The sequence below is a fragment of the Dyadobacter pollutisoli genome, from assembly GCF_026625565.1.
In the GTDB taxonomy this organism is placed as follows: Bacteria; Bacteroidota; Bacteroidia; order Cytophagales; family Spirosomataceae; genus Dyadobacter; species Dyadobacter pollutisoli.
Map to the genome: position 1 here is coordinate 436,421 of NZ_CP112998.1, position 13,766 is coordinate 450,186.

Sequence of the window (13,766 nt, forward strand, 5' to 3'; positions counted from 1 at the left end):
TGCTATATTTTTTCTCCCATGATAATTTGAAAAGGCAGGAATGAATTCAAGCCCGGAATTTTTTCAAGTATGGGTTCGCTTTTCTGTCCCAGCTTTGTATTGGCCACAAATGGAGGGTAAAATCCAAACCGTTTGATTTTCAGGTTTTTCCATCCTGCATATTCCATTGCTCCGAAGAGTTTGGTTTTGGTCATATCCGCCACGCCTTTATCTCCCTGCCACGACATACCCGGCGTTAGTGCTATCTGCACATAGTAGAGCGGGTTGTATGCATTGGGTTCCAGGAAAACCAGTTTAGCACCCGGCTTTGCAATGCGGTACATTGCCTGGAAACACGCATGCAGGTTGTGGAAATGGTGCAATGCCATAAAACCCATCACCACGTCAAATTGCTCATCCAGCTCCTCCGGCGCATCCAGGATGTCCGCGGCATGCAGTTTCACCGGAAATTTGTTGTCATTATGCACCAAAAGCTGTTGCAGCAGAAAGGGAGAAAGATCCAGGCCTTCTACTTTGTATCCCTGCGCCAAAAAATTGAGCGTGTACTTTCCCATCCCGCAGGCCACGTCGATGATCCGGTCTGTCTTTTTGATATCGGCGAACCCGATTACCTCCCGAACATGCCTTAATACGTAAGGCGAGTAAGCAGGGATCATCGTTTTCTTGATCTTATGCCCGAAGTAATCAAGTTGCTGATTGTTATGAAACTTGATATTTGAAACTACAATGCTCATAAGCAACGGGTTGAATGTAAGGTGCTATTAATATATGAGAAATTGTTACTACAAGCAACATAAATGGACTTCATTTATCAAGCGCAATAAGCCATTGGAATATAGGAAGATAATGTAGTGCTATTTTGTTATCAGCGAATATAAGTTAATATGCCAGATAGGTGAGTCGAATGCGGCAATTTTTTTCAGGCCTGATTTTTCGGGATAGGCGATCGTTTCTGTTGAAATAATGTAATCGCAATGCATTTGCCTCAATGCAGGCCCGGACAGCACAATGTCCCTTTTTTCCGGTGCCAACCCTTTGGTCATATGGGTATCAAAGTAGCCGGTACCCTGGTCGTACACAATGAGGCACTGGCTTCCCCAGTAGTCGAAAAAACCTTTGTTGATCTCGTTTTTTTCTAATTCTTTTTCAATAATGGGCCGGAAAGCCTTTTTATAAGAAAGCGGGTAATTGCTTGAATAGCCGTCGATTGTCCATAAACCATTGTATTGCGCGATCCCAGGAGGGATGCCAATGCTCGCAACGCGATAAGTGCCCACAGGCTTTCCAATCAAGGTTTTAATTTTTTCAAACATACCTTCCGCATAATAATCGCGGTAGGTAAAAATGTAGTGGTACGCCTGGATTTTGATCCATTTGCTAAAAAACATGGCATAGTAGGTAGGCTGGTAAGCGAAGCAAATAGCAAGCTGACCCACCAGAAGCACCGAAACGATCAGTTTTTTGCGAACGACCGGCAGTAAAAGAATGGCTTGTGCCGTGGCCAAATGCCACAATAGTTGCAGGAAAATATGAAACCGCTCCATACTGTACATCCGCAAAAGATCTGACTGGTTTCGCAGATTGACGACAGGGTCCCATTGTAACGCTCCGATATATATGCATATCAAAACGATAATGCCCAGCGTGGCGGTAAGCCCAAAAGGAATGGACCTGACTTTGAAAACGTGATAACAATAAGTACCCAGTACGAACGGCAGCAGTATAAATGTATGCAGCGACAATGCGACGTCAATATTGCCCAGCAGAAAATAACGGGCCATAACCTTGACGCAAATCAGCAGCGAGGTTGAGAACCGGAGAATGTCCATTCGATGTGATACAAACCCTTTTCCCCCCAGCAAATTGGCCAGCAAATCCAGCTTGGTAACAGAATAAATTACCAGCAGAACTGCAAAAGCGCCTATCAGAGGAAGTACCGCACGTTTTTGAGTGGAATCATAAATGATGAGAATGGCCAGGGCGAAGAGAAAGAAAACACCGGCTGACTGGAAATTGGAAAAGAATGGAAAAGCCCCGATAATCAGCCAGTTCCAAACCCCCTTTTCCTTTTTACGGACATTCAGAATCGCGTAGAGCAGCAGCGGCTGGCCGGCAATACTAAGCCCCCAGGTAGGTAGGAAAGGAGTAAAGCCAAACGATAAGGACAAAAAAGCAGCTGACAATGAGTCCATTCCAAGATGGCGGCGCGAGAGAAGCCACATACCCAGTACCCCAACGGCACTAATGAACACGATCAGGAGCTGATACGCTTCAAACGTCGGCAGGAACAGATTTAGCCAGTAATAAAAGTTGTAAGTGCTGACGAGCGTGAACTTGGGTACGCCACCCATGAACGGCTCTACAATGGTGTACGAAGGCGCCCAGGCGTAACCCTGCTGAACCACCATGCGATACCAGACCACATAAGAATCCAGCGAATCGAAAGCGTTGAAGTATGCTTTGGTGCCAAGCAGCAAACCCGGTAAATGATAAAGGCAAAATATCAAAACAACCCCGATGCTATGGAATTGCTGATATTTTGCCTTCATACCTTATAGTTTTTTAATTGATCTTTAAAACAGCCATAAATGCTTCCTGCGGAATTTCTACATTCCCAACCTGACGCATTCTCTTTTTACCTTTTTTCTGCTTTTCAAGAAGCTTGCGCTTCCGGGAAATATCACCACCGTAACATTTCGCCAAAACGTCTTTCCGCATTGCCTTCACCGTTTCCCTGGCAATGATTTTCTGTCCGATCGCCGCCTGGATCGCAATTTCGAACATTTGGCGTGGAATCAGCTCGCGTAGTTTTTCGCAAAGCTTTTTGCCCCATTCGTATGATTTAGACCGGTGAACAATCGCCGAAAGTGCATCTACGGCCTCGCCATTGAGCATCACGTCCAGCTTCACCATGTCCGATTCCTGGTATCCTGCCAGTTCATAATCCAGAGAAGCATATCCTCTTGAAATCGTTTTGAGTTTGTCAAAAAAGTCAAAAACGACCTCGGCTAGCGGGATCAGGAATTGCAGCTCTACACGTTCTGAGGTCAGGTAGATCTGGTTTTTAAGGATTCCGCGTTTGTCCATACACAAATTCAGGATCGGTCCGATGTAGTCAGACTTGGTAATGATCTGTGCATTGATATAAGGCTCTTCAATGGTTTTGATAGAGCTAGGGTCCGGCATTTCTGACGGCGCACTGATGTTCAATAGTTTATCTTTCGTATTCAAAACCCGGAACTGTACCGAAGGGACGGTCGTGATCACGGTCATATCGAACTCGCGTTCCAGCCTTTCCTGTACAATCTCCATGTGCAGCATGCCCAGGAAGCCGCAACGGAAACCAAATCCAAGAGCTGCCGAAGTTTCAGGCTCCCAAACCAGGGCGGCGTCATTCAGCTGCAATTTTTCCATTGCCTCGCGAAGCTCTTCAAATTCACTGGTATCAACGGGGTAAATACCTGCAAATACCATTGGTTTTACCTCCGAAAAGCCTTGGATGGCAGTGGAAGCAGGTCTGTCGATATGCGTGAAAGTATCACCTACTTTTACTTCTTTGGCGACTTTGATACCGGAAATCAGGTAACCTACGTCACCGCATTCTACAACTTGTTTCGGGATTTGAACCAAACCCAATGTTCCGATCTCGTCGGCGATATATTCCTTGCCAGTAGCCATGAACTTTACACGGTCACCTTTTCTGATACTTCCGTTTTTAACCCGGAAAATAACCTCAATACCGCGGTAAGAATTAAAAACAGAGTCAAATATCAATGCCTGTAAGGGTGCTGCCGGATCGCCGACTGGTGCAGGAATACGTTCTATAATTGCATTCAGAATATCCTCAATCCCGATTCCTTCTTTTCCGCTGGCTGGAATAATGTCCTCCCGCCTGCAGTCCAGCAGTTCCACCATTTCATCCTTGATCTCTTCCGGCATTGCGCCAGGTAAGTCAATTTTATTAAGTACCGGAATGATCACCAGGTCGTGATTGATCGCTAGGTATAAATTCGAAATCGTTTGTGCCTCAGTACCTTGTGAAGCATCTACTAATAGAAGTGCCCCCTCGCAGGCCGCGATAGACCTTGAAACTTCGTAGGAAAAATCCACGTGTCCCGGTGTATCGATCAGGTTCAATATGTATTCTTCTCCCTGGTACACATAGTTCATCTGGATCGCATGACTCTTAATCGTGATCCCTCTTTCACGTTCCAGATCCATATTGTCCAGAAGCTGTGCTTGCATGTCGCGGTGAGATACCGTTTTGGTAAATTCCAGCAGACGGTCTGCTAATGTGCTCTTCCCGTGGTCAATATGGGCAATAATGCAAAAATTACGGATTTTCTTCATGAATGTAATTACTATTCGAATGCTTTGAATTTTATAAGTTCGGACCAAAGCATCCACAAAATTACGAGGGTAATTAATATTTCAACAGGTTTTCTTTTGGAAGTTGGAACTTAAAGAGGATACACTATTGAAAAAGAAGCGGTGCAGCTCCTGATTGCTGGATCCGGGAACGGTTTTTCCACACTTTGATATAAAAAATAAAAAGAACGGCCGCCACCAATACAATGGTCAAGCCATACCGTATCAAACCCGCCGACAATACGGTCAATGACAATAAAATAGCCGGATGTGTCAGGAAATCGAGCAGTGTCCTGAACCAGGTTTTGAAAGATTCATTGGAAGTTTCGGGTTTTGAAATGACTACCTGATCGTTGAAATCCAGCATTTTAAGCACATTGACGAGGAAGCTGCTGTGAATCCCGGCCTGATAGCGCAGCTTTTGTGGCCAGGTAAGAAGTGAACTATACGCCAGTACCAAAGCCACCACGAATGGCCCGAAAGTCATTCGCATCAGGAGTACCATTGGTAAATGAAGCATAATAGCCATAACCATCGCAGAAATAAGCCAGTTTTTCCTGAACAATGTGACGGCAATGCCGAATTGCAGCACAATGACTCCTATACCGATGACCTGGGATAGAAACATTGGCGGAAAAAAACCTGCAAGCGACAGATAAGCAGGTATCTGATGTTTCACGACCAGCAATGTCTCCATACTTGCACCATTCCACCAATCGCGGTCAATCACTTTGTTCAAATCCGCACCGAGGTATAAGACAATGAGCTGATAACGAATGAGTCCACTCCCTGTGACACGATTACTCAGCGCCGTGCACACAAACAAACTTGCGACAAAAAGATGGGCAACAGAAATGCATGTCTGGCAGGAGATCGTGCCTATAACGAAGGATAAACCAGCCAATAAGCTGCCTAAACGTATAAAAGAAGAAAATAGTAAGATCAGCACTCCGGCATAAAAGATCAGGCGAACGACCAGGTTGTACTCGCTGTCGGTGCCGATATCTTCCAGAAAACGGATGACCGGCAAGAACCGGCCGCCGCCCTGATTTCCCAAAAAAGGGGACTCGTTGGAAGCAATCAGGTACATAGCGAGGAGCCTTACCATTAATACAAGTTCCGGAATGAGGTGTTTATTGAGCAGGTAAAGAGGATTTAGATCCTTCATTCTTTTGGAGGTTTTGAGTCCAGAGGTACGTTTGAGCAGGATGGTTGTTAGTAGAATAACGGATACGGACGCTGTCGGGATGGTTGTTTTTGCTGGCCTCCGCTGCTTCAACCAACCGTTTCAGATTTCCTGCCGCATGCACTTCCCATTCGGTAGCACTTACACCATAACGGGCTTCAACCGCTTCCCTTGGCATTTCCAGTCCATTCTTAAAGGCAGCGATATGATAGCGTATCTGCTTGGTGTGCGGGGCCCAGGCAAGGGTCCTCGTGTCCTGGCTAAGCTCGTAAATGTTATTGCCAATTTGGGCAAAGAGAAAAATCAGTCCGGGTATCCACTTCCTAATCCCTGAATTTGTCATAACAATGGCGAGAAATTGATGTCTTTTTCAAATTTCTGTTTACCTTAACTTTATTAAAGAAGCAGGAAATTTTAATGATTTACTGAAAATGGAAACCGGGTACAGGAAAGAAATTGACGAGCGGCTGACAGGAATACTGAGTCATTTTTATATCATTAAAACTGATGTAGGCAAAGAGGGGAGTTTGCATCACTTGTCGCCTAGCCTTGAAATGATGCTGGTTTTTAACTTCGGGACGCCGGTATCTTACTCTTTTGGTGAAAAAGAGATCACACGGCATGCGATCCACAAAATAGGCATTTTTGGCCCAATGCGCAAGATGCTGAACTATCATCTGAAACCGGGAAATGACCTGCTGGTCTTGAATTTCACGCTCAATGGTTTTTATCGCTTCTTCTCGGTGCCGATGGAGAATTTTTCGGACGAGCACGTGCTTGATCCTGATCTGCTGATGCAGAAAAACAGGCTTGACAAAATGTGGGAAATGATGAAGATGCTTCCATCTGCTACGCAGCGCATTGAGCTGATGACACAATACCTGTTGAGTGATTTGAGGGAAAATGATCCCGAAACATTGCCCCTGCTGGAATCGGCCTCTTACTTTCACAGCGCCCAGGTGAGCCCGGTTAAAGCGATCGCAGACAAAGCTGAACTGACTGAAAGGACGGTTCAAAGTCGCTTCAAACGCTATGTAGGGTATTCTTCCAAAGAACTGCTGCGGTTTCTGAGGTTCAAAAAAGTGCTATACCACATTCTCACGCTGACTAGCTACCTCGTGGACTGGGCCGATCTGGTGGAACGCTATGGATATCACGATCAGAGTCATTTGATCAAGGATTTTAAATATTATACCGGCGTTTCGCCCAGGCGATTCGTGAAATTGAACGAGCAAGACGGCTTTTGTATGAGTGTTGACATGGTTTAACGTCGCTGAAATATTGTTATACAAATTATTTAATCATTTGATTAAATAATTTGTATAAATCAAAAATCGGCATTAGCTTTGACGCGTTCAAAGAATATGACTGGAATGGCTAAGATTGCAAAAGCGGAGTTAGATCTCTCAACCGAAGAAAAAATCAAGGAAGCGGCGGGTATTGTATTTACCAAAAAAGGGTACGGAAATGCACGCACGAGAGACATTGCTGAGGAGGCGGGGATTAACCTGGCTTTGCTGAATTACTATTTCAGGAGCAAGGAAAAGCTGTTCAACATTGTGATGGCCGAGCGGATCGATAAGCTTTTCGGTGTGCTTGCGCCGGTACTCAATGATGAGTCCACAACATTGGAAGAAAAGCTGGACAAGATTACCGACAACTACATTACGATGCTACTTGAACATCCTGATCTGCCGATTTTTGTTTTGAGTGAGATCCGGTCTAATCCCGACCAACTGGCGAATCGGCTGCAGGCGAGAAAGCATTTGACGGAATCGGTTTTTATTCAGCAGCTGAAAGCCAAACGAAACGATATTCACCCGTTTCATTTTTTGATGAATTTGCTTGGGATGACTTTGTTTCCATTTATCGCCAAGCCTGTGTTGCAGCCGATCATCGGCGGAGAAGATAATTACCGGATGATCATGGAGCAGCGTAAAAAGCTGATTCCGGGCTGGATCAAAATGATGCTGGAAACGGAGTAAATTTTTTTGACCATCAATTAATCAAATGATTAAATAAATCGAATAAATAAAATGATTAAACTATTTCATAACCTGATTTTAGCGCTCTGCTTCTGGATGCTGATTTCGCAGGTCAATGCGCAAAGCAGACTGTTGACGATTGATGAATGCTACGGACTGGCAAGGAAAAATTATCCAATGATCCGTCAGCGGGAATTGATTTCCAAAACGAAGGATTTCTCGGTCGAGAATGCTGCGAAGGGTTATTTGCCACAGGTAAATATGCTCGGACAGGCCACTTACCAGTCCGCGGTGACGGAATTTAAACTGCCCGTAGCCATTCCGGGTGTTGAGTTCCCGAGTATCAGCAAGGACCAGTATAAGGTGTACGGCGAAGTAACGCAGGCAATTTACGATGGCGGTGCGGTGCGCACGCAAGTCAAATCGCACGAGGCGAATGCTTTGGTGGAAGAGCAGAAGCTGGAAGTAGAGCTGTATCGGCTGAATGAGAGGGTTAACCAGGTTTTTTTCGGGATACTAATGCTGGATGAACAGATCAGGCAAAACGAACTTTTGAAAAAAGACATTCAGCTGGGAATCACCAAAGTGAAGGCATTGATTGACAATGGAACTGCATTTAAAAGCAATGGCTACACTTTACAGGCCGAGCAGCTGAAAGCGGATCAGCGGACTATTGAGCTCAACGCGAACCGTAAGGCTTATCTCGATATGCTGGGTATGCTGGTTAATCAGAGTCTGGATGATGTACAACTCGTTAAACCTCAGTCACTCACATTATCGGGGCAGATCAACCGGCCGGAACTGCGGATGTATGATTATCAGAGCCGAAGCCTTGACATTCAGGACCAGTTACTGGATGTTAAGAACAGGCCGAAGTTCAATTTCTTTTTCCAGGGAGGTGTCGGTCGCCCTGCGCTCAATATCCTGAACAACGGTTTTGACCCTTACTACATCACGGGCGTGCGTTTGAACTGGTCATTGTCCGGGCTATACACCCGCAAAAACGACCGGCTGCTCATCGGGAACAACCGGCAGGCGATACAACTTCAAAAAGAGACGTTTTTATATAACACCAATCTGACGCTGAAACAGCAAAATGCCGATCTCGCTAAACTTGAAAAACTACTGGATACTGACGATGAGATCATTGCGTTGAGAGAGAACATTAAAATCACGTCCGCAGCCCAGCTTGAAAACGGCGTCATCAATACCAATGATTATCTCCGGGAAGTAAATGCAGAGGATCAGGCCAGGCTGAACAGGATTCTGCATGAGATCCAACTGCTCATGTCACGCTACAATTTGCAAACTACATTGGGCAGAGAAGTGGAGTAACAGAATTGCCCCTCCATAATGAAAAGAATTAATGATCAGGAATAACACTCAGAAAGCATGAAAACATCCTTATTCGTCTTGATAATCGCCACATTACTAACCTGCTGCAAAGGAAAGGAGAACCCATATGACGCGTCTGGCACCTTCGAAGCTGTCGAAACGATCGTGTCCGCTGAGGTTACCGGCAGGATCACAAAGCTGGACCTGGAAGAGGGCCAGGAGTTAAAAGCGGGCCAAATTGTGGGCTACATTGACAGCCTGCAACTTTTCCTCAAAAAGAAGCAGCTGGAAGCGCAGATCAAAGCCACAGGCAGCAAGTTGCCCGACATTGCGGCTCAAACCAATGTGTACAAACAGCAATTGGCGGTATCGCAGGTGAGGCTCGACAATTTGCTTCATGAACAAAAAAGAATCCAGAACCTGCTGAAAGCAGATGCCGCTACGCCAAAGCAACTGGATGACATTACAGCGCAGATCGCGGAGCTGCAAAAACAGCTGGAAGTGATCCGCAAGCAAGATGCTGCGCAGGCGTCGGTACTGAAAACGCAAACCTCGGGGCTAAGAGCCGATGTATTACCGCTTTACGTGCAGATTGAGCAGATCAATGACCAGCTCGCCAAATCCAAAATTATTAATGAGGTGAATGGCAGCGTGCTTACCAAATATGCTGAGACCAATGAAATGGCTGTGGCGGGAAAGCCACTTTACAAAGTAGCTGACCTGTCGACCATTATTTTGAGGGCCTACATTACGGGTGACCAGTTGCCGAAAGTGAAATTGAACCAGAATGTGAAGGTACTGGTGGACTCGGCGGACGGAAAATATCGTGGGCTGCAAGGCCAGATAGAATGGATCAGCAGCAAAGCGGAATTTACCCCAAAAACCATTCAGACTAAGGACGAACGGGCTAACCTGGTATATGCCGTTAAGATCAGGTTGAAAAATGACGGGTTTTTGAAAATCGGGATGTATGGCGAGGTAATTCTGTAAAAATGGAAGCAGTTGTTGTTAAAAACCTCACCAAAACCTACGGCAAGGAAAAGACGCTGGCGGTCGACAATGTATCTTTTTCGGTTCAAAAAGGCGAGCTTTTTGGATTGATAGGGCCTGACGGTGCGGGCAAATCAAGCATTTTCAGGATACTGACAACATTACTGTTGCCTGATTCCGGTGCGGCCTCTGTCGATGGTTTCGACATTGTTCAGGATTTCAAAAAGATCAGGAATACAGTGGGTTATATGCCCGGGAAGTTCTCATTGTACCAGGATCTGACCATTGAAGAAAACCTGCATTTTTTCGCGACCGTTTTTGGCACGACAATTGAAGAGAATTACCATTTGATCAAAGACATTTACGTACAGATCGAGCCATTCAAAAAACGCCGGGCGGGGAAACTGTCGGGTGGTATGAAACAAAAACTGGCATTATGCTGCGCGTTAATTCACAAGCCGACGACATTATTTCTCGACGAACCTACTACCGGCGTGGACCCGGTTTCGAGAAAGGAATTTTGGGAAATGCTTCGCCGGCTCAAAGAACAAGACATCACGATCATCGTTTCTACGCCTTACATGGACGAGGCTTCGCTTTGCGACCGCATTGCACTGATCCAGGGCGGTAAGATCTTGTCTATCGACACGCCGCAAAATATAGTACAGGCATTCCCTGACCGATTATTTGCCGTGAAAGCGAATGAAATGTATCCATTGTTGAAGACGCTGGAAAGTTTTCCTGCCCGGTTGAACAGCTATGCATTCGGAGAGTACGCGCACATCACTTTGGAAAGTGCGGAAGGTGTTTCGGAACTCGAAAAATATCTGACCGCACAAAAGCTTTCGGGGATCGATATCAAAGCCATTGAGGCTACGATCGAAGATTCTTTCATTAAACTATTAAACTGAAATCACATGACCGGACAGCATATACAGGCGGAGAAAGTGATCGTTTGCGAGAAACTGACGAAGCGTTTTGGTGACTTTACCGCTACGGACGAAATTTCGTTTGAAGTATATAAAGGTGAGATTTTCGGCTTTTTGGGAGCAAATGGCGCAGGAAAGACTACTGCCATGCGAATGCTTTGCGGACTGTCGGCGCCGACATCCGGCAAGGCGAGTATTGCAGGTTACGACGTGTATACTCAAACGGAGGACATCAAGAGGAACATCGGCTACATGAGCCAGAAATTTTCTTTGTATGAAAACCTGACGGTTCTTGAAAATATCGAATTTTTTGGAGGGATCTACGGCCTGCCCGACGAGCAGATTGAGACCAAAACCAATGAGCTGCTGGATAGACTGGGGATGAAAAGCGAGAGCAAAAAACTGGTGGCTTCTCTGCCGTTGGGCTGGAAACAGAAGCTGTCCTTCTCGGTAGCCGTGTTGCACGAGCCCAAGATCGTTTTTCTAGATGAACCTACGGGCGGTGTAGATCCCGTGACGCGGCGTCAGTTCTGGAATTTGATCTACGAAGCTGCCGATCGTGGCATTACGGTTTTTGTGACAACGCATTATATGGATGAGGCCGAATATTGCAACCGTATATCCATCATGGTGGATGGGCGAATGGAGGTTTTGGATTCACCGGCCAACCTCAAAAGCCGTTTTGGTGTGAAGACCATGGACGAAGTTTTTTATCAGCTGGCGAGGGGCGCCAAGAGGGGGGACTAGCATTATGAAACAGTTTATCGCATTTGTACGGAAAGAATTTTATCACGTTTTGCGTGACAAAAGGACATTACTGATCCTATTCGGAATGCCCATTGCCCAGATACTCGTCTTCGGTTTTGCATTGACCAACGAGGTCAAGGATTCGGAAATACTGGTGGTGGATTATGCGAAGGATAATGCTTCGCAGGAAATCATTACGAAGATCGCGGCAAGCCGATATTTTAAAATCCGCAAAGCTGCATTGACGCATACCGAAATCCTTTCGACATTTCAAAAGGGGAAAATCAAAGCGGTGGTAGTGTTTCCGGCTAATTTTAATGACGAACTGCGGCATAATAATAAAGCGCAGGTGCAGATCATTACCGACGCCAGCGACATTAATACGGCTAATATGATCACCAATTATCTGTCTGCGATCCTGCTGGACTATCAGAATCAGATCAATGTAAATATCGAGATGCCCTACCAGATCATTGCCGAAACACGAATGCTTTATAACCCGCAGCTCAAAGGCGCGCACGGGTTTGTACCGGGCGTAATGGCGCTGGTGTTAATGTTGGTTTCCGTGATGATGACCGCGATTTCTATTGTTCGCGAAAAGGAGACAGGTACTATGGAAATCCTGCTGGTTTCGCCATTCAAACCTGTCCTGGTGATCTTTGCCAAGGCATTACCTTACCTATTTTTATCGCTGATCAATGTGTCGGCTATTATATTCCTGAGTGTTTTCGCGCTGGAACTTCCGGTGAAAGGTAGCCTGCTGCTACTATTCGCAGAGAGCACGTTGTTTATCATTACCTGCCTTGCCCTGGGGATCTTCATTTCCATCAAAACCGACTCGCAGCAAATCGCGATGCTGATCTCTCTGATGGGTATGCTGCTTCCGACGATGATTTTCAGTGGCTTTCTTTTTCCGATCGAAAATATGCCTTATCCGTTGCAGGTCATTTCCAATATTGTTCCTTCCAAATGGTTTTACATCATCGTCAAATCCATCATGATCAAGGGTTTGGGGATTCAGTCACTATGGAAGGAAACCTCCATTTTGCTGGGTATGACATTGTTTTTACTGACCATCAGTTTAAAAAGTTTTAAAATCCGTTTGCAATGAGAACATTGAAATTTCTATTGCGTAAAGAGTTCCGGCAGATTTTTCGTGACAAATCCATCGTCGCACTGATCTTTATTATGCCCATGATACAGCTGATCATTATGCCGCTTGCTGCTGACTATGAGGTGCGTAATGTTAATCTGGCTGTGGTCGACAATGATAAGTCATCCTATTCTCAGAAGCTTATTTCCAAAGTGATCGCCTCGGGGTACTTTCGTTTGCAGGGTTATAACGATTCTTTCAATGAAGCATTTACGCTCATCGAGTCCGATAAAGCAGATTTGATACTGGAAATTCCGCATGGATTTGAGAGAAACCTGATCCGCGAGGATAAGCAGAAACTGTTCGTGGCCGTGAATGCGATTAATGGTACCAAGGCCAATCTGGGCGGTTCGTACCTCAGCAGCATCATTGGTAGTTTCAATGCAGACATCCGAATGCAGCTTGTACAGCAGCCGCGGTTCAGCCAGTTTCCGATCATTGAAGTCGTGGCTTCGAATTGGTTTAATCCTGTCCTGAACTACAAAATTTTCATTGTCCCTGGCATTCTCGCCATTCTGGTGACGATGGTAGGAGGGTTTCTATCGGCCCTCAATATTGTGAAGGAAAAGGAGATCGGTACCATTGAACAGATCAACGTGACGCCGATCAAAAAGCATATTTTTATTCTCGGTAAGCTGATCCCATTCTGGGTACTGGCCAATATCGTTTTCACGATAGGGTTACTTTTGGCACGCTTGATCTACGGAATCGTCCCAATCGGCAGTCTGCTGGTTTTGTATCTTTTTATCTCCATTTACCTGCTGACCGTGCTGGGTTTCGGGCTGCTGGTCTCCACTTATTGCGATACGCAGCAGCAGGCGATGTTCATTATGTTCTTTTTTATGATGCTTTTCATCCTGTTAGGCGGGCTTTTTACTTCCATCGACAGTATGCCCGACTGGGCTAAGCTCATCACGAGGATCAATCCCGTGCGCTATATGATCGAGGTCATGCGAATGGTAATCCTCAAAGGCAGCGGCTTCATGGACGTGCTGCCTCATTTGGGAGCAGTTTCAGCGATGGCCGTCCTATTAAATGGTTGGGCCATCCTGAACTATAAGAAGACAAACTAA

13 protein-coding genes are annotated in these 13,766 nt (G+C 45.7%); 8 read left to right on the forward strand and 5 right to left on the reverse strand.

All coding sequences use genetic code 11. The features are described from left to right. Window positions 1–2: 2 nt before the first annotated feature. The 5 genes from ON006_RS01930 to ON006_RS01950 all read right to left on the reverse strand — a co-directional run bounded on the left by ON006_RS01930 (window position 3) and on the right by ON006_RS01950 (window position 5,897). The gene (locus ON006_RS01930; protein ID WP_244823427.1) at window positions 3–734 is read right to left on the reverse strand and encodes a class I SAM-dependent methyltransferase; all 732 of its coding nucleotides are present in this window, start codon (window positions 732–734) and stop codon (window positions 3–5) included. A 120-nt stretch (window positions 735–854) separates the two neighbouring features. Further along, on the reverse strand, window positions 855–2,549 hold the full coding sequence (locus ON006_RS01935) for a DUF6044 family protein (protein WP_244823428.1): 1,695 nt from the start codon (window positions 2,547–2,549) through the stop codon (window positions 855–857). 13 nt (window positions 2,550–2,562) lie between these two features. Continuing rightward, the gene (gene lepA, locus ON006_RS01940; RefSeq protein WP_244823429.1) at window positions 2,563–4,350 is read right to left on the reverse strand and encodes a translation elongation factor 4; all 1,788 of its coding nucleotides are present in this window, start codon (window positions 4,348–4,350) and stop codon (window positions 2,563–2,565) included. 124 nt (window positions 4,351–4,474) lie between these two features. Continuing rightward, on the reverse strand, window positions 4,475–5,536 hold the full coding sequence (locus tag ON006_RS01945) for an HTTM domain-containing protein (protein ID WP_244823430.1): 1,062 nt from the start codon (window positions 5,534–5,536) through the stop codon (window positions 4,475–4,477). Next, window positions 5,502–5,897, reverse strand: a complete 396-nt coding sequence (locus ON006_RS01950) for a hypothetical protein (RefSeq protein ID WP_244823431.1) — start codon at window positions 5,895–5,897, stop codon at window positions 5,502–5,504. The genes ON006_RS01945 and ON006_RS01950 overlap by 35 nt, the downstream gene beginning before the upstream one ends. Window positions 5,898–5,985: 88 nt before the next feature. Between ON006_RS01950 and ON006_RS01955 the strand changes: the two genes are divergently transcribed. The 8 genes from ON006_RS01955 (at window position 5,986) to ON006_RS01990 (ending at window position 13,766) form a co-directional block, all read left to right on the forward strand. Then, entirely contained in the window at window positions 5,986–6,822 is an 837-nt protein-coding gene (locus ON006_RS01955; RefSeq protein ID WP_244823432.1) for an AraC family transcriptional regulator, read from the forward strand. Window positions 6,823–6,927: 105 nt separating this feature from the next. After that, entirely contained in the window at window positions 6,928–7,539 is a 612-nt protein-coding gene (locus tag ON006_RS01960) for a TetR/AcrR family transcriptional regulator (protein WP_244823433.1), read from the forward strand. 51 nt (window positions 7,540–7,590) lie between these two features. Beyond that, window positions 7,591–8,874, forward strand: coding sequence for a TolC family protein (locus ON006_RS01965; RefSeq protein WP_244823434.1), 1,284 nt, complete (start codon window positions 7,591–7,593; stop codon window positions 8,872–8,874). A gap of 57 nt (window positions 8,875–8,931) precedes the next feature. After that, on the forward strand, window positions 8,932–9,864 hold the full coding sequence (locus tag ON006_RS01970; protein ID WP_244823435.1) for an HlyD family secretion protein: 933 nt from the start codon (window positions 8,932–8,934) through the stop codon (window positions 9,862–9,864). Window positions 9,865–9,866: 2 nt separating this feature from the next. Then, window positions 9,867–10,775, forward strand: coding sequence for an ABC transporter ATP-binding protein (locus tag ON006_RS01975; protein WP_244823436.1), 909 nt, complete (start codon window positions 9,867–9,869; stop codon window positions 10,773–10,775). Window positions 10,776–10,781: 6 nt separating this feature from the next. Beyond that, on the forward strand, window positions 10,782–11,540 hold the full coding sequence (locus ON006_RS01980) for an ABC transporter ATP-binding protein (RefSeq protein ID WP_244823437.1): 759 nt from the start codon (window positions 10,782–10,784) through the stop codon (window positions 11,538–11,540). Window positions 11,541–11,544: 4 nt separating this feature from the next. After that, a complete protein-coding gene (locus ON006_RS01985) occupies window positions 11,545–12,651 on the forward strand; it encodes an ABC transporter permease (RefSeq protein WP_244823438.1) in 1,107 nt (368 codons plus the stop codon). Next, complete coding sequence (locus tag ON006_RS01990; protein ID WP_244823439.1) at window positions 12,648–13,766, forward strand: ABC transporter permease; 1,119 nt, start codon at window positions 12,648–12,650, stop codon at window positions 13,764–13,766. The genes ON006_RS01985 and ON006_RS01990 overlap by 4 nt, the downstream gene beginning before the upstream one ends.

Bases quoted from the DNA above. Each gene is read 5' to 3' on its own strand.
- ON006_RS01965 (WP_244823434.1), top strand. From the start codon at position 7,591: ATGATTAAACTATTTCATAACCTGATTTTAGCGCTCTGCTTCTGGATG.
- ON006_RS01975 (WP_244823436.1), top strand. From the start codon at position 9,867: ATGGAAGCAGTTGTTGTTAAAAACCTCACCAAAACCTACGGCAAGGAA.
- lepA (WP_244823429.1), bottom strand. From the start codon at position 4,350: ATGAAGAAAATCCGTAATTTTTGCATTATTGCCCATATTGACCACGGG.
- ON006_RS01990 (WP_244823439.1), top strand. From the start codon at position 12,648: ATGAGAACATTGAAATTTCTATTGCGTAAAGAGTTCCGGCAGATTTTT.
- ON006_RS01945 (WP_244823430.1), bottom strand. From the start codon at position 5,536: ATGAAGGATCTAAATCCTCTTTACCTGCTCAATAAACACCTCATTCCG.
- ON006_RS01955 (WP_244823432.1), top strand. From the start codon at position 5,986: ATGGAAACCGGGTACAGGAAAGAAATTGACGAGCGGCTGACAGGAATA.
- ON006_RS01950 (WP_244823431.1), bottom strand. From the start codon at position 5,897: ATGACAAATTCAGGGATTAGGAAGTGGATACCCGGACTGATTTTTCTC.
- ON006_RS01985 (WP_244823438.1), top strand. From the start codon at position 11,545: ATGAAACAGTTTATCGCATTTGTACGGAAAGAATTTTATCACGTTTTG.
- ON006_RS01935 (WP_244823428.1), bottom strand. From the start codon at position 2,549: ATGAAGGCAAAATATCAGCAATTCCATAGCATCGGGGTTGTTTTGATA.
- ON006_RS01930 (WP_244823427.1), bottom strand. From the start codon at position 734: ATGAGCATTGTAGTTTCAAATATCAAGTTTCATAACAATCAGCAACTT.
- ON006_RS01970 (WP_244823435.1), top strand. From the start codon at position 8,932: ATGAAAACATCCTTATTCGTCTTGATAATCGCCACATTACTAACCTGC.
- ON006_RS01960 (WP_244823433.1), top strand. From the start codon at position 6,928: ATGGCTAAGATTGCAAAAGCGGAGTTAGATCTCTCAACCGAAGAAAAA.
- ON006_RS01980 (WP_244823437.1), top strand. From the start codon at position 10,782: ATGACCGGACAGCATATACAGGCGGAGAAAGTGATCGTTTGCGAGAAA.